A 20,787-nucleotide genomic window follows, 5' to 3' on the forward strand; every position below is an offset into this window, starting at 1 on the left:
TCTGGTAATACGTTCATTATTACACCGGGAGTCAAGCTTGTCAATCTCAGCCCAGGGGCTTGAACAACTCGTTCAGATCGGACTCGCCAAACAAGGGCTCTTGGCGCTTCACCGCCCCCGCATACATGTCTTGCGCGAGCTGGGCTTTGCGCTCTTGCAGGGCCAGCATGCGCTCTTCGATGGTGCCTTGCGCCACGAGTTTGAGCACCCAGACACTTTGCGTCTGGCCAATGCGATGCGCGCGGTCGGTGGCCTGGTTTTCCACAGCGGGGTTCCACCAAGGGTCGTAATGGATCACCGTGTCGGCCTGCGGCAGGTTCAGGCCCACGCCCCCGGCTTTGAGGCTGATGAGGAACAAAGGCACCTGCCCACTGGTGAACCGATCGATGATCGTGTCGCGGTTCTTGCTTTGGCCCGTGAGCTTGACCCAAGGAATGCCCAAACGCGGCAGCTCTTGCTCGATCAGGCTGAGCATTTGGGTGAATTGCGAGAACAACAAAATTTTGCGCCCTTCGGCCACCATCTCGGGCAGCATGTCGAGCAGCTGCTCCAGCTTGGCCGATTGCTGCACCTGGCTGGCCGAGCCGAGTTTGAGCAAACGCGGGTCGCAGCACACCTGGCGCAGCTTGAGCAACGCATCCAAAATGGTGATCTGCGATTTGGCCAAACCCTGGGCGTTCAGCGCGTCACGCACGGTTTTTTCCATGCCCAAACGGATGGTTTCGTACAGGTCCGCCTGCTTGCCCTGCAGGGGCACGGGCATGAGGGTTTCGACTTTGGGTGGCAACTCGCTGGCGACCACGTCCTTGGTGCGGCGCAGCATGAAGGGCGTGATGCGCTTGCGCAGCTGGTCCATTTTGTCGCTGTTGCCCTGGCGCTCAATGGGGTGGCGAAACAACTCACTGAAGCGCTTTTGGCTGCCCAGAAAACCGGGCATCAAGAAGTGAAACAGGCTCCACAGCTCGCCCAGGTGGTTTTCCATGGGCGTGCCCGACAAGCACAGGCGGTGTGCGACCGGGATGTTGCCCACAGTTTGCGCGGCATGCGTGTTGGCGTTCTTGATGTTCTGTGCTTCGTCCAACACCAGCAGATGCCAGTCGGTACCCAGCCACAGCTCGCGGTCACGGTGCAGCAAAGAGTACGGCGTGAGGACAATGTCAAAACCGCTCAGGTCTTGGGCGGATTCATGGCGTGACAGGCCATGGTGGATGTGCGTGCGCAGGCTCGGGCAAAAACGGGTGGCTTCGCGCTGCCAGTTGCCCAGCAAGCTCACCGGGGCCACGATCAAGGCCGGGTGGTTCAGGCGACCCGCTTCCTTTTCGGTCAGGATGTGCGCCAGGGTCTGCAGGGTTTTGCCCAGGCCCATGTCGTCGGCCAGGATGCCCGCCAGCTGGTGCGTGCGCAAAAACTGCAACCAATTCAAGCCTTGTTGCTGGTAGGGCCGTAACGTGGCTTGCAAGCTCGCGGGTGCGCTCACCGCGGGCAGGCTGGCGAAGCCTCGCATTTGCTGGACCAGCTTCATCAGGCTTTGGGCACCTGCCCAAGTCACCCCCTCCCCCAAAGAGGCAGCGGTGCGCAGGGCTTCCAGTCGCGACAAGCGCAGTTCGTCCCCACCCCAGTCGCGACCGCGCTCGGAGACCAGCTCCATCAAGGTGTTCAACCAAGGTTCGATCTTGGCAGTGGGCAGCTTCACAAAGCCTTCGCCTTGCAGATCAGGCAGGTACAAAAACGACGGCAGGCTGGCGGTCTCGCCTTCGGCTGTGTTGACATGGAGACGGGCCAAAGCGGTGAGGATGGTGGGCACCCAGGGCAGGATGTTCACGCGTTGACCGTCGATGTCCATGCCCAAGGACAAATCAAACCAAGGCGAGGTTTCGGGCGCATCGGCATCACCCGACAGGTCGATGTGCACGTCATCGGCCTCGCGCAACCATCGGGTCTGACCCGCGTCAAAACGGACCTCGAAACCAGCCTCGCGCAAACTCGCAAAATCGGTTTCCAGCCACTCCAGCCAGCGCTGTTGGGGCTGAGGCGGCGCCAAGCCCAGCAAGTTCGGGGCACGGACCGACAAGCCCAGAGCGTCCAACGTTTGCCAAACCTTCAACTCGCCGGGCAAGTCACGCACCAGCAAGCGGGCTTGCGGTCCGTGGCCCACCATCACACGAACTTGGGGGCCAGCCCAAAAGCCGCGCTGACCCGCGTAATCAAAACTCAACTCGGCCTGAAACAAGCCCTGTGCATCGCGGTCCTTGGGGTGCACGGGTCGGATGTCGAGCACGGGCCGCGGCTGAACGTCCCGGATTTCCGGCATGTGTGCGATCACAGGAGGCAGGGGCACAGGCCCCAGACGTGCCAACAACTGGTTCTGAAACTTGAACACCACGCTTTCGGGCAACACGGGCGCGTTCGACATCAGCTGCAACTCGTTGGCGCTCAGGCCCTGTGTGTCCAGCGGGCCGCAATGGCCTTGCAGGGTGTCCATGTAAAAAGGCGGTTCGTTCAAGCCGTAAAACACGCCTGCACGCTGGGGTTGCAGGCTCAGTTGCCAACCGCCGGGCAGTTTGTCTTGCGCCGCGACTTCGTGCCAGGTGCCAATCAGTTTTTCAGGCGCATCCACCCAACGCAAGGGCACCAGGCCCTCTTCTGCCACCAGACGCCCTGTCTGGCTGCACAGCTGCAACAACAAATGCCCGGGCATGCCGTGCAGCTTGACCGTGCCTTGAAATCCGTAAGAGCTGAAACTGCTGGCTGCCGGGCAAGCTTTCATGAGGTCGAAGATGTCGCGGTCCAGCGGGGTGCTGGCTTGCCAGATCGGGTCATATGGCGAGGGCTCGCTGCTCAGCTTTTTGGGCTTGCCCCATTCGCCATCGCGCTTTTGCGCTGCGCGTTTGACACTGAGGTGAAACACCGATTTGTGGCCAGCTTGCACCAAGGCCAGTGTGTACACCAACCGATCTTGCGTGCCACCGGGCAAGGTGTAGGCCGCAGGGCCGTTGGCGTTTTCCAGCCGAGACAGCCATTCGCGGGCCTGGTATTCGGCGTGGCTCAGGGCCCGCTCTTTTTCCATCTGGCCACGGCGCGCCAGCACCTCAGGCGAAGGCCCATCAGCGCCCCACTCATCGAGCAAGGCCAGGCCTTGCATGGACGCCAAAATGCCCAAGGCCGCGCCGTGTTTGCAATACCGACCCACAGGGCAGGTGCAGCCGCTGCGCCACTCGCTCAGATTGCCACCCGGGCTGACACGCAGCTCGGCATTGACCGAGTAAGGGCGGGCCTCGCTGCCTTGCACCTGGCCTTGCAGACGCCAGCCGTCGCCGTCGGGGGTGAGCTGCGACGAGACCACCTTGTTTTGCAGGTAGAGCGTGGTCCCCCGAGACCACGCCCCCTGGTCAAAGTAAAAAGCCAGTTGCGAGGGGGGAAACCACTGCTGTGGCGCGTTGGACTTCATGCCCTGGGCGCGTCAACCGACCCACTTGCGGGCGTTTTGCCACACGCGCAGCCAAGGGCTGGTGGAGGAGATGTCGCCGCTGGTCCAGCTCATCTGCACATTGCGGAACACGCGCTCGGGGTGCGGCATCATGGCCGTGAAGCGGCCATCCAACGTGGTCACGGCTGTGAGCCCCCCCGCGCTGCCGTTGGGGTTGAAGGGGTACTGCTCGGTCGCCTGGCCATGGTTGTCCACAAAGCGCATCGCGGCAATGGCCTGTGCGGCGTTGCCCCGGTGCTTGAAGTTGGCAAAGCCTTCCCCGTGCGCCACGGCAATCGGCAGGCGGCTGCCTGCCATGCCTTGCAGGAACAGGCTGGGCGATTCCAGCACCTCGACCATGGACAGGCGGGCTTCAAAACGCTCGCTCTGGTTGGTGGTGAAGCGCGGCCAAGCCTCAGCGCCCGGAATGATGTCGGCGAGTTCCGCAAACATCTGACAGCCATTGCACACGCCCAGACCGAAGGTGTCGGCGCGGCCAAAAAAGCCCTTGAACTGCTCAGCCAAGGTCGGGTTGAAAGTGATGCTGCGGGCCCAGCCAATGCCAGCGCCCAGCGTGTCGCCGTAGCTGAAACCGCCGCAAGCGACCAAGCCCTGGAAGTCGGCCAAGTTGGCGCGGCCCGATTGCAAATCGGTCATGTGCACGTCGTGCGACTCGAAGCCCGCTTTGTGAAAGGCGTAGGCCATTTCCACATGCGAGTTGACGCCCTGCTCGCGCAAGATCGCCACTTTGGGGCGCGACAGGTTCAAAAACGGCGCGGCCACATTCTCAGCCGGGTCAAAGCTCAGCGCCACATGCATGCCGGGGTCGTCAGCGCGGCCAGCAGCGGCATGTTCGGCATCGGCGCAGGCGGGGTTGTCGCGCTGCTGGCAAATCTTCCAGCTCACGCTGTCCCAGACCTGGTGCAGGTCTTCCAGCTTGGCGGCAAACACCTCTTTGGTGTCGCGCCAGATGCTCAGTTCGCCCACGCCTTTCTGGATGGTCGATTGCACCGGACGGGTCTTGCCAATGACGTGCGTGTGCTTGGACAGGCCGTGCTCGCGCAGGGTTTGCAGCACCGCATTGCGCTCGGCCGTGCGGACCTGCAGCACCACGCCCAGCTCTTCGTTGAAGAGGGCCTTGAGGGTGAGTTCTTCGCGGCGGGCGCTGACCTGGCCTGCCCAGTTTTTGGCGTCGCCATGGTCGGCACGGCTGTCGGTGATGCCGTCACCCTCGGTGACCAGCATGTCCACGTTCAGGGCCACGCCCACATGACCGGCAAAGGCCATTTCGGCCACAGCGGCGAGCAAGCCGCCATCGCTGCGGTCGTGGTAGGCCAGGATCTGGCCTTGGGCGCGCAAGGTGTTGATGGCCTTGACCAGATTGACCAGCGCCTGCGGGTCTTCCAGATCGGGTACGCTGTCGCCAAACTGGCCCAGCACCTGGCCCAGCACGCTGCCGCCCATGCGGTTGCGGCCTTGGCCCAGGTCGATCAACAGCAAGCTGGTGTCAGTTTCTTGGGCGTCCAGCTGCGGCGTGAGCGTGCCGCGCACGTCAGGCAGGCTGGCAAAGGCGGTGATGATCAGGCTCACGGGCGAAGTTACCTTGCGGGTCTCACCCTTGTCGTTCCATTGCGTGCGCATTGACAGGCTGTCTTTGCCAACGGGGATCGAGATGTCCAGCGCAGGGCACAGCTCCATGCCCACGGCCTTGACGGTTTCGTACAAAGCGGCGTCTTCGCCCGGCTCGCCGCAAGCGGCCATCCAGTTGGCGGACATCTTGACGCGGGGCAGCTCGATGGGCGCGGCCAGCAAATTGGTGATGGCTTCGGCCACCGCCATGCGGCCGGACGCCGCGGCATTGAGCGAAGCCAGCGGGGTGCGCTCGCCCATGCTCATGGCTTCACCTGCAAAGCCTTGGTAGTCGGCCAGTGTCACGGCCACGTCGGCCACGGGCACTTGCCACGGGCCGACCATCTGGTCACGGTGCGTGAGGCCCCCAACGGCGCGGTCGCCGATGGTGATGAGAAAGCGCTTGGACGCCACGGTGGGGTGGCTCAGCACATCGATCACGGCTTGTTGCAGACTGACGCCAGTGAGGTCCATCGCAGGCGACTGACGCACCACCGTCTTCACATCGCGGTGCATCTTGGGCGGCTTGCCCAGAAGCACGTCCATGGGCATGTCCACGGGCGATTCCTGGCCTTTGTCTTCCAGCACCAGCTGGCGTTCTTCGGTCGCCACGCCCACCACCGCAAACGGGCAGCGCTCGCGCTCGCAAAAGGCTTTGAACTGTTCCAAAGACTCGGGTGCGATGGCCATCACATAGCGTTCCTGGCTTTCGTTGGACCAGATTTCCTTGGGGGCCAAACCCGACTCTTCGAGCGGCACGGCGCGCAAATCAAAGCGCGCACCACGACCCGCATCGTTGGTCAGCTCGGGGAAGGCGTTGGACAAACCGCCCGCGCCCACGTCGTGGATGGCCAGGATCGGGTTATTGGCGCCCTGCGCCCAGCAGTGGTTAATCACCTCTTGCGCGCGGCGCTCGATCTCGGGGTTACCGCGCTGCACCGAGTCGAAGTCGAGCTCGGCCGCGTTGGTGCCCGTGGCCATGGAGCTGGCTGCACCGCCGCCCATGCCGATGCGCATGCCCGGTCCGCCCAGCTGGATCAGCAGCGTGCCCGCCGGGAATTCGATCTTTTTCGTCTGAATCGCGTCGATCTGGCCCAGACCGCCCGCGATCATGATGGGCTTGTGGTAGCCGCGCACCACGCCGTCCACGGTTTGTTCGTACTCGCGGAAATACCCTGTCAGGCTGGGGCGGCCAAACTCGTTATTGAAGGCTGCGCCCCCCAAAGGGCCTTCGGTCATGATCTGCAAGGGGCTGGCAATGTGCTCGGGCTTGCCGCCCGGCTGGTCGCTCAGGCCGCCCCAGAGTTTGGACACGGTGAAACCACTCAAGCCCGCCTTGGGCTTGGAGCCGCGACCCGTGGCGCCTTCGTCGCGGATTTCGCCGCCCGCACCGGTGGATGCGCCGGGAAACGGCGAAATCGCGGTCGGGTGGTTGTGGGTCTCGACCTTCATCAGCACATGGTGCAAAGCCTGTTCGGCTTCGTAAGCCGCGCCCTGCCCCGAAGTTCTGGCCACAAAGCGTTCAATCTGGTGGCCTTCCATCACCGAGGCGTTGTCGGAATACGCCACCACGGTGTGCTGGGGGCTCAGCTGGTGCGTGTTGCGGATCATGCCGAACAGGCTCTTGGGCTGGGCCACGCCGTCGATGGTGAACTCGGCGTTGAAAATCTTGTGGCGGCAGTGCTCGCTGTTGGCCTGCGCGAACATCATCAACTCCACGTCGGTGGGGTTGCGCTTGAGCCCGTTGAAGGCGTTGACCAAATACTCGATCTCGTCTTCGGCCAGGGCTAGGCCCCAGGCCTTGTTGGCCGCTTCCAGCGCAGCGCGACCGCCACCCAGCACGTCCACATGTTCCATGGGCGCAGGGTCCAGCGCGGTGAACAAGGCCGCTGCCTCGTCCCGGCTGGGCATGGCCGACTCTGTCATGCGGTCGTGCAGCAGGGCAGCGACCTGACCCAACTGATCGGCCGTCAACTTGGCGGTGCCGAGCAGGCCGGATTTCAGGGTCAAGCGGTATTCGGTCAGGCGCTCGATGCGGCGCACGTCAAAACCGCAGTTGTGGGCAATGTCGGTGGCCTTGGACGCCCAAGGCGAGACGGTGCCGATGCGCGGGCTGACCACGATCACCGGGCCATCGGTGGGTCCGGCATAGGGCTCGCCGTAGGTCAGCAGGGCTGAAAGCGTTTTTTTCTGGGCATCCTGCAAGGGCGTCGTGGTGGCCACCAGGTGGACAAAACGGGCAGAAATGCCTTGAATTTGAGGTGAAACGGTGGCCAGGCGGGACAAAAGCTGGGCCATGCGGAAGTCGCTGAGGGCGCTGGCGCCTTCGAAAGTCGTGATGTGCAGGGACACGGGGTGGCCTTGTAAAGAGACGGAAAACCGTAGCGCCGAGGCCGCTGACTGGGGCTGGTCGGCAAAGGCAGTATTTTAGCCGGGGAAACCCTGATTGGACGGGCAGATAGACAGATCAGAGATCAGTCTTTTTCAGCAGAGAAAAAAGCGTCGGTTTGGTGCTGCGCAGTGGCCTGTCGACCTCCCAAAACAGCGATGCCGCGCCACCCAAGCAGCACGGCATACCAAATAAAACGGGTGGGAGTACTCAACCCAGCACCGAAGTCGCCTCCATCTCGCGCCGGATTTGGTAGGCGTGGGTGCTGGTGTCCATGGCCACGTCGTCCCAAGTCAGGCTTTGCCCTTTGGCCACCGGGCGAATGACTTTGACGCCGTGTGCCAGGCCCAGCGGCACGCCACCCATGCGCTTGGAGGTGGCGGCGGGCAGCAACTTGCCCCAGACGGTGTAGCCACCCTCCCCGTCCAGCATGTCGCCGGGTTTCAGGTCGCGTTTGGCGGTGGCCACCACGTCGGCGTTCCAGCCGATGGCCACGCCCGTGGGTTCGTTGCGCAGGGCGACGCTGGCCACACTCACGCCCACTTCCAGACCGATCAGGTGCCAGCGCTTGTAGAGCGTGAAGTAACGGCCAGACGGATCGGTGTGGGCGTTGTACTCTTCAAAACAGTTCTTGATGTAGTCGGTCTCGGCCTCGACCGTGACCCACACGCCCATGCGGATGTCGTAAGGGATCTGGCGGCCGTCTTTTTCCAGGCTGGAGATCACCTCCACCATGCCCTTGCGCTCCAACACACCGCCTTCCGAGATCGGGCGGGTGACGTAGGGGATGTCTTCGACGCTGGCGGGCGGGTAGAGCAAGCCGTTGCTGGGCACGCCCAGGCCCGTAGCGTTGGACACCGCGGTGCTCTCGATCGAGGGCTTGGAGCCGTCGAGGAAACTGTTGAACATTTTGGGGTTGAGGCCGCCGCGCTCGGCCTGCTCGGGCGTGAGGCCGTAATAGCCCCAGACGGTTTCGGGTGTCGATTCAGAAAAATGCGGCAACCACTTGTGGCCACGGCCTGCCGCCACCACCGGAAAACCGCAGGTGCGGGCCCAGTCCACCAGATCGCAAATGAGCGCAGGCTGGTCACCAAAGGCCAGCGAATACACCACGCCCGCCGTCTGCGCGCGGGTGGCAAGCAAGGGGCCGCAAAAGGCGTCGGCCTCTACCGTCACGTTGACCACATGCTTTCGGTTCGCAAAGGCTTCCAGAATGTGGTCCACCGCATGCAGGGGTGAGCCGGTGCATTCCACGACCACGTCCACCGCCGGGTGGCGCACCAGGGTTTGCCAATCGTCGCCCACATGGGTGGTGCCGTGTTTGACGGCATCGTCCAGACTTTTGGCGGTCAGGCGCTCGGGGTCCCAGCCCACGCGGGCCAGATTGACGCGGGCGTTGGCGGGCGACAAATCGGCAATGCCCACCAGGTGAACGCCGGGGGTGCGCGGAATTTGCGCCAGGTACATGGAGCCGAATTTGCCCGCGCCGATCAGACCGATGCGAATGGGGCGGTTTTCAGCTGCGCGTTGCAGGAGTTTGGCGTGCAGGTTCATGCGGAGGCTTTCGGTTCATCCAATCACAGTGCAGCTCAGCAAGCGATCTCGGCTTGCCAAATATTTGATCCACTTTACCCTTTCTCTGCGTGCCATGGTCGACGCTCGGCCCTCAAAAAAGTCTCGCGCGCGACCCGCCGACCCAAACGATTGATGGCCTCCATCCAAGCACTCCGAATCACTCAATGGGATAATTCGACCCCATGACGATCACCATCAAAACCGCCGAAGACATCGAAGGCATGCGCGTGGCTTGCCGCTTGGCCTCGGAAGTCCTCGACTACATCGAGCCATTCATCAAACCGGGCATCACCACCAACGAGATTGACAAGCTCTGCCATGACTACATGGTCAATGTGCAAGGCTGCATTCCGGCCCCGCTGAATTACGCACCCGGCGGCTACAAGCCCTACCCCAAATCGATCTGCACCTCGATCAACCATCAGGTGTGCCACGGCATCCCGAACGACAAGCCGCTCAAAAAAGGCGATTCGCTCAACATCGACATCACCACCATCAAGGATGGCTGGCACGGTGACACCAGCCGCATGTTCCATGTGGGCGAAGCTTCGATTGCGGCCAAACGACTCGCCAGCCTGACGTATGAAGCCATGTGGAAAGGCATTGAGCAGGTTAAACCCGGCGCCCACCTGGGCGACATTGGCCACGCTATTCAGAAATTTGCCGAAGGTCACGGCTTTTCGGTGGTGCGCGAGTTTTGCGGCCACGGCATTGGGCGCGGATTCCACGAAGAGCCGCAGGTGTTGCACTACGGCAAACCTGGCACCCTGACCGAATTGGTCCCTGGCATGGTCTTCACCATCGAGCCGATGATCAATGCGGGCAAACGTGACATCAAGGAAATGGGCGATGGCTGGACCATCGTCACCAAAGATCACTCCTTGTCCGCCCAATGGGAGCACACGGTGGCGGTCACCGAAACCGGCTACGAGGTGTTGACCTTGTCGGCGGGTAGCCCGCCCATCCCGGCTTTCATCACCCAAAAAGCCATCGCCTGACATGGACGGCCCGGTCCCCACGGCCGATCTGGCTGCTCTGCGCGACAGCTACAAGCAAGACAAAGCGACTGTTTTGCACACACTGGCCCACAGCGGTGCGGTCACGCGGGGCCTGAAACAAACCTTGCGTCAACTGTCCATCCTGGCCGATGGTTTGCTGATTGAGCTGTGGCACAACGCTGGCTTTTCGCCCGAGCTGTGTCTGGTGGCCGTGGGCGGCTTCGGCCGGGCCGAGCTGTTTCCTTATTCCGATGTGGATGTGCTGGTGCTTTTGCCGGACGGCCAATCACCAGAAAACAACCCCGAGTTGCAAGGCCAGCTCGAGCGCTTCATCGGCAGCTGCTGGGACACGGGCCTCGAAATTGGCGCGAGCGTGCGCACCTTGAGCGAGTGCCTGGCCGAGTCGGCCAAAGACATCACGGTGCAAACCTCGCTGCTGGAGTCCCGCCGTGTGACCGGCAACACCCGTTTGTTTGCCGAGTTTCAAAAAAAGTTCCTCGCGGCCATGGACCCGCAGGCCTTCCTGGTGGCCAAAACCCTGGAAATGCGGCAGCGTCATACCAAATTCGAAGACACGCCTTATGCCCTGGAGCCCAACTGCAAAGAGTCTCCCGGTGGCTTGCGCGATCTGCAGGTGATTTTGTGGGTGGCCCGTGCCGCAGGCCTGGGCCAAAGCTGGGACGAGCTGGCCCGCAAAGGCCTGGCCACAGCGCTGGAAGCGCGGCAAATCAAACGCAACGAAGCCTTGCTGGGTCTGATCCGTGCCCGCTTGCATTTGCAAGCGAAGCGGCGCGAAGACCGTTTGGTGTTTGATCTGCAAACCAATGTGGCCGAGTCGTTTGGCTATGCGTCCGACGTGACGCCGGAAGGCCGACTGGCTTTGCGTGCCAGCGAAAAGCTGATGCGCCAATACTACTGGGCCGCCAAGGCAGTTACGCAGCTCAACCAGATCCTGTTGCTCAACATCGAAGACCGGCTCAAAGCCGATCGGGGTGAATCCGTCAACGATTTCCGGCCCCTGAACGAGCGCTTCTTTGAAAAAGCGGGCCTGATCGAGGTGGCCAGCGACGACCTCTACCAAAAGCACCCCCACGCGATCCTCGAGACCTTTTTGCTGTACCAGGCCACGCCGGGTGTGAAAGGCTTTTCGGCCCGAACCCTGCGTGCGCTATACAACGTACGGGCCATCATGAATGGGCGTTTCCGCGCCGACCCGGTCAACCGCCAGACGTTTTTGCAGATCCTTCAACAGCCCCAGGGCATCACGCACGCTATGCGCCTGATGAACGAGACCTCGGTGCTGGGGCGTTATCTGTGGGTCTTCCGGCGCATCGTGGGCCAGATGCAGCACGACCTGTTTCACGCCTACACGGTGGACCAGCACATCCTGATGGTGCTGCGCAATGTGCGGCGCTTTTTCATGCCCGAGCATGCGCACGAGTACCCCTTTTGCTCGCAGCTGGCGGGGGGCTGGGACAAGCCCTGGATTTTGTACACGGCCGCGCTGTTTCACGACATCGCCAAAGGCCGCGGCGGTGACCACTCCAAACTGGGGTGCACCGAAGTGCGCACCTTTTGCCGTCAACACCAAATCGACAAGGCGGATGCGCAACTGATCGAATTTCTGGTGGGTGAACACCTGACGATGAGCCATGTGGCCCAGAAAGAAGACCTGAGCGACCCGGAAGTCATCGGCCGCTTTGCCCAGCGCGTCGGCAATGAGCGTCGGCTCACGGCCCTGTATTTGCTCACGGTGGCCGACATCCGGGGCACCAGCCCCAAAGTGTGGAACGCCTGGAAAGGCAAGCTACTGGAAGACCTCTACAAATCCACCCTGCGTGTGCTCGGTGGCCGCGCCCCCGACGCCAATGCCGAGGTGGAAGCCCGCAAGCGGGAGGCGCTCATCGAACTGGCCCGACAGGCCCAACCGCATGAAGGCCACAAGGCCCTGTGGGACACCCTGGACGTGAGCTACTTCATGCGCCACGATGCGTCCGACATCGCCTGGCATGCACGGCAGCTCTCACGGCACGTGGCCAGGCCTGCGCCGGAACAATCGCGGACCATTGTGCGGGCCCGCCCCTCCCCCGTCGGAGAAGGTTTGCAAGTGCTGGTGTTCACACCTGACCAAGCAGACCTGTTTGCCCGCATCTGCGGGCATTTTGACCAATCAGGCTTCAGCGTGCTGGACGCCAAGATCCACACCACCCGCAGCGGTTGGGCGCTGGACACTTTCCAGATCGTCACCACCATGCTGCCTGAGCATTACCGGGAGCTGATGACCATGGTCGAATCGGGCCTGACACAGACGCTGGAGCACCAAGGCCCCCTGCCCACGCCCACCAAAGGCCGGGTGTCACGCCGGGTGAAAAGCTTCCCGATCACCCCACGGGTCACCCTCAAACCCGACGAAAAAGCGCAAAACTGGCTGCTCAGCATCTCGGCCAGCGACCGCAATGGCCTGCTCTACAGCATCGCCCGCGTTCTGGCCAAGCACGGCATTGACCTGCAACTTGCCAAGATCAGCACTTTGGGCGAACGCGTCGAAGACACCTTCCTGATCAGCGGCGCTGAGTTGCAGCAAAACAAGGCGCAGATCGAGATCGAGACGGAGCTGCTGGCAGCGCTGCAGGCTGGGTGAGGCCAGTCAACTGGCCTCTTGGTCATGCTTTTCGGCGTGGTGGCAGACCGGTGTGCTGCGTGAGCATCTGGCCTTTTTTCGGCTGACCCGACCGCTTGGCCGCGGTCGACAAAGCCACCGATGACTTCCCCCCAGCGCCCGTGCTGTTCTTGCGTCGGGCGCTCTTGTAGCCCTCTTCGGCCAGCGGCTGCCAGTTCGGGATCAAATGGTGTTTCCCGTTACCAATCAGGTCTGAGCGACCCATGGCTTTCAAGGCTTCGCGCAGCAGCGGCCAGTTGTTGGCATCGTGGTAGCGCAAAAACGCTTTGTGCAGGCGGCGGCGTTTATCGCCTTTGACGATGTCCACCTTTTCGCTGTCGCGGGTAATTTTGCGCAGCGGGTTGCGGGTGGAGTGGTACATGGCCGTGGCCGTGGCCATGGGGCTGGGGTAGAAGGTTTGCACCTGGTCGGCGCGAAAACCGTTCTTTTTGAGCCAGATGGCCAGGTTCATCATGTCTTCGTCGCTGGTGCCCGGGTGGGCGGCGATGAAGTACGGGATGAGGAACTGTTTCTTACCGGCCTCTTCGCTGTACTTGTCGAACATCGACTTGAAGCGGTCGTAGGTGCCGATGCCCGGCTTCATCATCTTGGACAGCGGGCCGCCCTCGGTGTGCTCGGGCGCAATCTTCAGGTAACCGCCCACATGGTGCTGCACCAGTTCTTTCACGTACTCGGGCGACTGCACGGCCAGGTCGTAACGCAGGCCCGAGCCGATCAAGATTTTCTTGATGCCCTTCAGGTTGCGGGCCCGGCGGTACATGTTGATCAGCGGGCCGTGGTCGGTGGTCAGGTTCTGGCAGATGCCGGGGAACACGCAGCTGGGTTTGCGGCAGGCCGATTCGATCTCGGGGCTGCGGCAGCCCAGGCGGTACATGTTGGCCGTGGGGCCGCCCAGGTCAGAGATGACGCCGGTGAAGCCTTTGACTTTGTCGCGGATGTCTTCGACCTCGCGGATGACCGATTCTTCGGAGCGGCTCTGGATGATGCGGCCTTCGTGCTCGGTGATGGAGCAAAAGGTGCAGCCGCCAAAACAGCCGCGCATGATGTTGACCGAAAAACGGATCATCTCCCACGCCGGGATCTTGGTCGCGTGGTCGTGGCTGCCGTTTTCGTCGGCATAGCGCGGGTGCGGGCTGCGGGCATACGGCAGATCGAACACATGGTCCATCTCGGCGGTGGTCAGCGGGATGGGCGGCGGTGTGATCCACACGTCACGGGCGGTGGAGCCCTCCCCGTGCGCTTGCACCAGGCAGCGGGCGTTGCCGGGGTTGGTTTCCAGGTGCAGCACGCGGTTGGCGTGGGCATAGAGCACCGGGTCGGATTTGACCTGCTCGTAGCTGGGCAGGCGGATCACGCTTTTGTCGCGGGGCGGGACTTTGTGGGTGCCTTTGCCACGCAAAGCGGGGTTGGGCACAAAAGTGAGCGGCTGTATGGCTGCATGCACGGTGCGGGCCTGGGCCACGGCGGTGGACAAATCGGCTTCGATGTTTTGCGCGTTGTGGGCATCGGCCACTTCCTTGGCTTCTTCCTCACGGGCGCAGGTGGCGCCCTGCTCCCGCGCCTGGTCCGAGATCATCAAATACGGGTTGATGTGGGCCTCCACATGCCCGGGTGTGTCCACACTGGTGGAATCGATCTCAAACCAGCCCTCGGGCGTTTCGCGGCGCACAAAGGCGGTGCCGCGCACGTCGGTGATCTGCTGCACCGGCTCGCGGGCAGCCAGGCGGTGGGCGATCTCGACAATCGCCCGCTCGGCGTTGCCGTACAGCAGCAGGTCGCACTTGCTGTCCACCACGATGGAGCGGCGCACTTTGTCCGACCAGTAGTCGTAATGCGCGATACGGCGCAGGCTGCCTTCGATGCCGCCGAGCACGATGGGCACTTCCGGGAAAGCCTCGCGGCAGCGCTGGCTGTAGACGATGGCGGCGCGGTCGGGCCGCTTGCCGCCCACATCGCCCGGGGTGTAGGCGTCGTCGCTGCGGATTTTGCGGTCCGCCGTGTAGCGGTTGATCATGGAATCCATGTTGCCGCTGGTCACCCCCCAAAACAGGTTGGGTTTGCCCAGGGCCTTGAAGGGCTCGGCACTGGTCCAGTCGGGCTGGGCGATGATGCCGACCCGAAAACCCTGATTTTCCAGCATGCGGCCAATGACAGACATGCCAAAGCTGGGGTGGTCGACATAGGCGTCACCGGTGACAATGATGATGTCGCAGCTGTCCCAGCCCAGTTGGGTCATTTCCTCGCGGCTCATCGGCAAAAATGGGGCCGTGCCAAAGCGCTGTGCCCAGTACTTGCGGTAACTGGTCAGCGGCTTGGCGTCGCGCGGGAAGAAAGAGACGTCGGTGAAGGCGTTCATGGGCTCGGTATCGGGATAACCCGCTAGTGTAGGGGTTCGGGGGTGGGCTTGAGAAAGCAGCGGGTATTCAGCCAAAAAGAGGCAAATCCGCATGACCGGGTGGTTTGAATCCGGCCATCGCCGCATCCAGGACAATCGAGCCATGCCGTTCTCGCTCGCCCGTCCCGCTCACCACGAGTTGATCATCAAAAAAAGCCGTTTCATCGCCTGCGTCGAAACGGTCTCTGGGCGTGACGAAGCGCTCAACCGTGTGGCGCAACTCAAGGCCCGGCACCCGGACGCCGCCCATGTCTGCTGGGCTCTGCTCGCGGGTGGGCAGTCGGCCGCCAACGACGACGGTGAACCGGGCGGCACCGCCGGTCGCCCCATGCTGGAGGTACTACGGCACCAGGACCTTGACGGCGTGATGGCCTCGGTGGTGCGTTATTTTGGCGGCGTGAAGCTGGGTGCAGGCGGTCTGGTGCGGGCTTACACCGACGCGGTGGCGCAAGCCTTATTGACAGCAGACAAGGTGGCACGGATCAAGACACAGCATCTGGCCTGCAGCGTGCCCTATGCACTGGAAGGCCTCGTTCGCAGGGAGCTGGAGGGAGTACAAGCCGTGTTGAACAGCGTCACACACGCCAGCATGGTGAGCCTGCAATTTGAATTGCCAGAAACCCAAGCCGTGGCCTTGGTGATGCGCCTGAACGAGAGTGGGCGCGGCCAGTTGATTTGGCTGGACACCGAACAAGGGGCTTGAAGTCCCCCGGATAATGGCGGCATGTCAGAACTTGTCCTCTTGAACAGCCCGCGCTCCAAAACCGATCTTTTTGTGTCTTTCACCCTGCTGGCACTGCAGGGTTTTGGTGGCGTTTTGGCTGTGGTTCAGCGCGAACTGGTCGAGAAAAAGCGCTGGATGACCCGCGAGCAATTTGTCGAAGACTGGGCCGTCGCCCAGGTCATGCCCGGCCCCAATGTGGTCAATCTCTCACTGATGATCGGCGGTCGTTACTTTGGCCTGCCGGGTGCTTTGGCAGGCGTGGCGGGCATGCTGGCCGCCCCCTTGGTGGTGGTTTTGCTGTTGGCTGTGGCTTTTGGCGGCGTGTCGCAAGAGCCGTGGGCACAAGGCGCCTTGCGTGGCATGGGCGCGGTCTCGGCGGGTCTGATTGCGGCGGTGGGCCTCAAACTGATCACGGCCCTGCGCCACAACCCGATGGGCAAACCGGTCTGCATCGCTTTGGCTGTAGCCACTTTCGCTGGGGTTGGGGTATTGCGATGGCCCTTGTTTGTGGTGCTGCTGGGCACGGGCTTGATGGCCTGTGCTTGGGCCTATCTGCAACTGGCACGACAAGCCAGCCAGACCCGGGGTTGGCCATGAACCCGGTGCTTCAACTGTCGGTCCAGGATTGGCTGAGCCTGTTCAGCCACTTTGCCTCTTTGTCGCTGCTGGCCGTAGGTGGCGCGATCACCACCTCGCCGGACATGCACCGCTACCTGGTGGATGAAACACATTGGCTGAGCGAGTCGCAATTCACCTCGTCGATTGCGTTGGCGCAGTCTGCACCAGGGCCCAATATTTTGTTTGTGGCGCTGATGGGCTTCAACGTGGGCTTGAACGCCGCTGCTGGTCTGGGCGGCGGCTGGTTCAGTGCTGCCCTGGCCAGTTTGGGTGTGTTGCTGGCCATGTTGGGCATCATGCTGCCCTCTTCCATCCTGACCTACACGGCCACGCGCTGGGCGCACCAACACCGCGACAAGCTGGGCATCCGAGCCTTCAAATCGGGCATGGCTCCCATCGTGATTGCGCTTTTGCTGAGCACGGCCTGGCTGCTCACCATCAGCCACAACCAGCCTGCACGCGACTGGCCTTTGTACGTGTTGACCGCCGTCACCACCCTGGTGGTCTGGCGCACCCGGGTCCACATGCTGTGGTTGATCGGCCTGGGTGCCCTGCTCGGTGGGCTGGGCTGGGTTTGAGCCCGATCAACGCGGGTTCTCGAAGAACACCGTGTTCGAGTAATCACTGACCTCGAAATACACCTTCTTTTCATCGGGATCGGCCACCATGTTCAGGTTCTCATCGAGCACGCCATAGCCGTAGCGGTAGGCGCGTGGCGCTTTGTCATCGGTACCCAAGGCGGTGCTGATCTTGTCCACCTTCAAAAAACGGCGCACCAGTTTGTCTCCGGCATACACCTCCAACACGCCATTGGTGCCCGTCCAGTTCTGGATGTCTCGGCTGATCTTGTTTTGCTGCTCTTGGGTGCAAGCGGCCAGCAGGCTGGCGGTGACGAGCAAGGCGGTCAGTGCGATGCGCTGTGTTTTCTTGGACATTCAAAACCCCTTTTCAGCTCAACTGCGTTGACGCAGCGCCTCGTACAGGCACACACCACTGGCCACCGAGACGTTCAGGCTCTCGACCGCGCCGCGCATGGGAATGCTCACCAGCTTGTCACAATTCTTGCGGGTCAACTGGCGCATGCCGGTGCCCTCGGCGCCCAGCACCAGGGCGGTGGGTACCTTCAGGTCGGTTTGGTAAATCGTGCGGGGCGCATCGTCGCTCGTGCCGATCACCCAGATGCTGCGCTCCTTGAGCTCGCCCAAGGTCCGCGCCAGATTGGTCACCATGAAGTACGGCATGGTTTCGGCCGCACCGCTGGCGACTTTGGCCACGGTGGCGTTGATGCCGGCGGCGTGGTCTTTGGGGGCGATGACCGCGTGCGCACCCGCACCGTCGGCCACGCGCAGGCAAGCGCCCAGATTGTGCGGGTCGGTCACGCCGTCCAGCACCAAGAGCAAAGGTGGACCTTCGACGGTGTCAAGCAGATCGTCAAGGGAATGGTTTTGTGGGATGGGCGTGACCAGGGCGACCACGCCCTGGTGGCCATGGCCCCCGGCCAGCTTGGCCAGGCGTTCGTTGTCCGACTCGATCAGGCGCATGCCCGAATCACGGGCCTTGTCGATGAACTGCCGCATGCGGGCGTCGCGGCGCGTGACCTCGTAATGGATTTCAACAACGGATTGGGGGGCGATCTTGAGGCGAACGCCCACGGCATGGAAGCCGAACAGCACTTTGTGGGATGACATCCGGTGATTATCGTTGCTCCGCCGAAGCGCCAGACGCCTCAGACAAGCGCCCCGCCTGAATCACCAGGCTGCGTTCGCAACGCGCGGCCAATTGCCGGTCGTGCGTGACCAAGACCAAGGTGGTGCCTTGTTCGCGGTTGAGCGCAAACATCAAGTCCATGATGGCCTCGCCCGTGGCGTGGTCCAGGCTGCCCGTAGGCTCATCGGCCAGCAGCAAATCGGGCTGCACCACAAAAGCGCGGGCCAGGGCCACGCGCTGCTGCTCGCCGCCGCTGAGCACTTTGGGCAGGTGCTTGAGGCGCTCACCCAAACCCACCCGCTGCAGCATGGCGGTGGCGGTGCTGCGGGCATCCGGCCGATCGGCCAGCTCCAGCGGCAGCATCACGTTCTCGAGGGCCGTGAGGTTGGGCATGAGCTGAAAGCTCTGGAACACAAAACCCACATGCTGGGCGCGCACAGCGGCGCGTTCGTCTTCGGACAAATCAAACAGCGATTGCCCGGCCAACAGCACCTGCCCGGCACTGGGTGTATCGAGGCCCGCCAGGATGGCCAACAGCGTGCTTTTGCCCGAACCGGAAGCACCGACAATCGCAGCGGTTTCCCCGGCGTTCAATGAGAAATCGATATCGCGCAAAATGTCCAGCTGCCCGCTGGCATCTTGCACACTTTTCGAGACGCCACGCACGGCAATGATAGATTCAGGCATGCACACACCTTTGTTGAGACGACGCCACTTTAACTGGACCCTGCTGGCCCTTGCCGGCTGGGGCTTTGCCCTGCCTGTGCCAGCGGCTGCTGCGCAGCGCATTTTGGTGCTGGGCGACTCGCTGAGTGCCGAATATGGCCTTGCCCGCGGCACAGGTTGGGTGGCTTTGCTGCAAAAACAATTGGACAAAGAAAAGCCCGGTGTGCAAGTCATCAACGCCAGCATCAGCGGCGACACCACTTCGGGCGGGCGCTCTCGCCTGCCCGCCTTGCTCAAACGACACCAGCCCAGCCATGTGGTCATCGAGCTGGGCGGCAACGACGCGCTGCGTGGGCTGCCCATGGCGATGACGCAGAGCAACCTGCTGGACATGACCCAACAAGCCCAAGCCGCCGGGGCGCAGGTGCTGCTGCTGGGCATGCAAATGCCGCCCAATTACGGCCCCGACATGGCCCGCCAGTTTGAAGCGGCTTACACCCAAGTGGCCAAAAGCCAAAAGGCGGCGCTGGTGCCCTTCTTTTTGAAAGGCATTGGCGACGACCCCGAACCGCTCAAATGGTTCCAGGCCGACCGCATCCACCCCAACGAAGCCGCGCAGCCGCGCATGCTGGCCAACGTCTGGCCCACTTTGAAGAAACAACTGAAATGAGCGTTCACCTGATCTCGGCCTCGGATGCCATGGCCCAACTGGACCAGTTTGATGCCATCCTGGACGCCCGCTCCGAAGGCGAACACGCCGAAGACCACCTGCCCGGCGCCCTGAGCTGGCCGTCGCTCAACAACGAAGAGCGCATCAAGGTGGGCACGCTGTACAAGCAGGTCAACCCTTTTGAGGCGCAAAAAGTGGGCGCCGCGCTGGTGGCCAAAAACATCGCCCGCCACATCGAAACCCATGTCATGGACAAGCCCAAGAACTGGCAGCCGCTGGTGTATTGCTGGCGCGGGGGCAAGCGCAGCAACTCGCTGGCGCTGATTCTGGGGCAGATCGGCTTCAAGGTGCACCTGATCGAGGGCGGCTACAAGGCCTTTCGCAAAGCCGTGATGGAGGACACGCCCCGCCAGGCGCAGCGCCTGCAGTTTCAGGTCTTGTGCGGACCCACCGGCTCGGGCAAGACCCGCTTGCTGCAAGCCTTGGCGCAAGAAGGTGCCCAGGTGCTGGACCTGGAAGCCATTGCCTGCCACCGCAGCTCGGTGCTGGGCCTGATTCCCGGCACGCCGCAGCCCACCCAAAAGGCATTTGACACGCAGGTGTGGGACGCCTTGCGCGGCTTCAGTGCAGACCGCCCGGTGTTTGTGGAAGCTGAAAGCAAAAAAGTGGGCAATCTGGCGGTACCCGATGCGCTGATGGTCGCCATGCGGGCCAGCCCCTGCCTGCGGGTGGACCTGTCGCTGGAAAACCGGGTGAATTTGCTGCTGGAAGACTATGCGTTTTTCACGCAAGACCGCGCCCTGTTTGCCGACCGCCTGGAGCGACTGACGGCCCTGCGCGGCAAGGCCGTGGTGCAAGGCTGGCAAGAGCGCATCGAGCGGGGGGAAATGCACGAGGTGGTGACCGAATTGCTCTCAGGGCACTACGACCCGGGCTACGAAACCTCCACGGGCCACAACTTTGTGCATTACGCCCAAGCCCCGCTGGTCACCCCAGCGAGCCACAGCATGGCGGACATGCTGGTTTTGGCGCGTGAGCTGGTTCAAGCCCCTTAATCGATCAAACAGGTGCGTCAGGCCGCTGGCGCAGATGAATCGGCCGCACCGGGCGCTGCCGTGTCGGCATCGCCCTCTTGGCCCTCGATTTCAGAGCCGTCTTCTGCCAACAGGCCCGACTTGCGTTCGGACTTGGCCTTGAGCTTGTCTTCTTTTTTGCGTTTCTTGGCCAATTCTTTCTGGCGTTTTTCGAATCCGTAGTTGGGTGTGGCCAA

Annotated in this window: 15 protein-coding genes; 7 read left to right on the forward strand and 8 right to left on the reverse strand. The window is 62.4% G+C overall.

Annotated features, from left to right (window positions below; translation table 11 throughout):
* Window positions 1–46: 46 nt before the first annotated feature.
* The 3 genes from ACZ5RT_RS10510 to ACZ5RT_RS10520 form a co-directional block, all read right to left on the reverse strand.
* Window positions 47–3,448, reverse strand: coding sequence for a DEAD/DEAH box helicase (locus ACZ5RT_RS10510; RefSeq protein ID WP_464452403.1), 3,402 nt, complete (start codon window positions 3,446–3,448; stop codon window positions 47–49).
* Window positions 3,449–3,460: 12 nt separating this feature from the next.
* Window positions 3,461–7,447 (reverse strand): phosphoribosylformylglycinamidine synthase, encoded by a 3,987-nt coding sequence (purL, locus tag ACZ5RT_RS10515; protein ID WP_464452404.1) that lies wholly within the window; start codon window positions 7,445–7,447, stop codon window positions 3,461–3,463.
* A gap of 247 nt (window positions 7,448–7,694) precedes the next feature.
* Window positions 7,695–9,038: an NAD(P)H-dependent oxidoreductase gene (locus ACZ5RT_RS10520; protein ID WP_464452405.1), complete on the reverse strand. Its 1,344-nt coding sequence runs from the start codon at window positions 9,036–9,038 to the stop codon at window positions 7,695–7,697.
* A 203-nt stretch (window positions 9,039–9,241) separates the two neighbouring features.
* Here ACZ5RT_RS10520 and map point away from each other — a divergent pair, with 203 nt between their 5' ends.
* Together map and ACZ5RT_RS10530 are read left to right on the forward strand one after the other, a co-directional pair.
* Window positions 9,242–10,057, forward strand: coding sequence for a type I methionyl aminopeptidase (map, locus tag ACZ5RT_RS10525; RefSeq protein WP_108426368.1), 816 nt, complete (start codon window positions 9,242–9,244; stop codon window positions 10,055–10,057).
* A gap of 1 nt (window position 10,058) precedes the next feature.
* A complete protein-coding gene (locus ACZ5RT_RS10530; RefSeq protein WP_464452406.1) occupies window positions 10,059–12,698 on the forward strand; it encodes a [protein-PII] uridylyltransferase in 2,640 nt (879 codons plus the stop codon).
* Between the two features lie 22 nt (window positions 12,699–12,720).
* Here the strand turns inward: ACZ5RT_RS10530 and ACZ5RT_RS10535 are convergent, their stop codons facing one another.
* Complete coding sequence (locus ACZ5RT_RS10535) at window positions 12,721–15,093, reverse strand: YgiQ family radical SAM protein (protein WP_464452407.1); 2,373 nt, start codon at window positions 15,091–15,093, stop codon at window positions 12,721–12,723.
* Window positions 15,094–15,235: 142 nt separating this feature from the next.
* Here ACZ5RT_RS10535 and ACZ5RT_RS10540 point away from each other — a divergent pair, with 142 nt between their 5' ends.
* From ACZ5RT_RS10540 to ACZ5RT_RS10550, 3 genes are read left to right on the forward strand one after another with little or no spacing between them, the layout of a single operon-like run.
* On the forward strand, window positions 15,236–15,835 hold the full coding sequence (locus ACZ5RT_RS10540) for an IMPACT family protein (RefSeq protein ID WP_464452408.1): 600 nt from the start codon (window positions 15,236–15,238) through the stop codon (window positions 15,833–15,835).
* A gap of 21 nt (window positions 15,836–15,856) precedes the next feature.
* Window positions 15,857–16,453, forward strand: coding sequence for a chromate transporter (locus ACZ5RT_RS10545; RefSeq protein WP_291923565.1), 597 nt, complete (start codon window positions 15,857–15,859; stop codon window positions 16,451–16,453).
* Window positions 16,450–17,052 (forward strand): chromate transporter, encoded by a 603-nt coding sequence (locus tag ACZ5RT_RS10550; RefSeq protein ID WP_464452409.1) that lies wholly within the window; start codon window positions 16,450–16,452, stop codon window positions 17,050–17,052. The genes ACZ5RT_RS10545 and ACZ5RT_RS10550 overlap by 4 nt, the downstream gene beginning before the upstream one ends.
* A gap of 6 nt (window positions 17,053–17,058) precedes the next feature.
* On the opposite strand, the gene ACZ5RT_RS10555 is transcribed toward ACZ5RT_RS10550, so the two are convergent.
* The 3 genes from ACZ5RT_RS10555 to ACZ5RT_RS10565 are packed head-to-tail and all read right to left on the reverse strand — an operon-like array spanning window position 17,059 to window position 18,868.
* On the reverse strand, window positions 17,059–17,409 hold the full coding sequence (locus tag ACZ5RT_RS10555) for a hypothetical protein (RefSeq protein WP_291923559.1): 351 nt from the start codon (window positions 17,407–17,409) through the stop codon (window positions 17,059–17,061).
* An 18-nt stretch (window positions 17,410–17,427) separates the two neighbouring features.
* On the reverse strand, window positions 17,428–18,162 hold the full coding sequence (gene rlmB / locus ACZ5RT_RS10560) for a 23S rRNA (guanosine(2251)-2'-O)-methyltransferase RlmB (RefSeq protein WP_464452410.1): 735 nt from the start codon (window positions 18,160–18,162) through the stop codon (window positions 17,428–17,430).
* A gap of 7 nt (window positions 18,163–18,169) precedes the next feature.
* Window positions 18,170–18,868 (reverse strand): ABC transporter ATP-binding protein, encoded by a 699-nt coding sequence (locus tag ACZ5RT_RS10565; protein ID WP_464452411.1) that lies wholly within the window; start codon window positions 18,866–18,868, stop codon window positions 18,170–18,172.
* Here ACZ5RT_RS10565 and ACZ5RT_RS10570 point away from each other — a divergent pair.
* Both ACZ5RT_RS10570 and mnmH read left to right on the forward strand, forming a co-directional pair.
* Window positions 18,867–19,517: an arylesterase gene (locus tag ACZ5RT_RS10570; protein ID WP_464452412.1), complete on the forward strand. Its 651-nt coding sequence runs from the start codon at window positions 18,867–18,869 to the stop codon at window positions 19,515–19,517. The genes ACZ5RT_RS10565 and ACZ5RT_RS10570 overlap by 2 nt on opposite strands.
* Window positions 19,514–20,572: a tRNA 2-selenouridine(34) synthase MnmH gene (gene mnmH, locus ACZ5RT_RS10575; protein ID WP_291923546.1), complete on the forward strand. Its 1,059-nt coding sequence runs from the start codon at window positions 19,514–19,516 to the stop codon at window positions 20,570–20,572. Before ACZ5RT_RS10570 ends, mnmH begins: the two co-directional genes overlap by 4 nt.
* 17 nt (window positions 20,573–20,589) lie before the next feature.
* Here the strand turns inward: mnmH and ACZ5RT_RS10580 are convergent, their stop codons facing one another.
* Window positions 20,590–20,787, reverse strand: a complete 198-nt coding sequence (locus ACZ5RT_RS10580; RefSeq protein ID WP_291923543.1) for a hypothetical protein — start codon at window positions 20,785–20,787, stop codon at window positions 20,590–20,592.

The sequence above is a fragment of the Limnohabitans sp. TEGF003 genome (assembly GCF_055395455.1).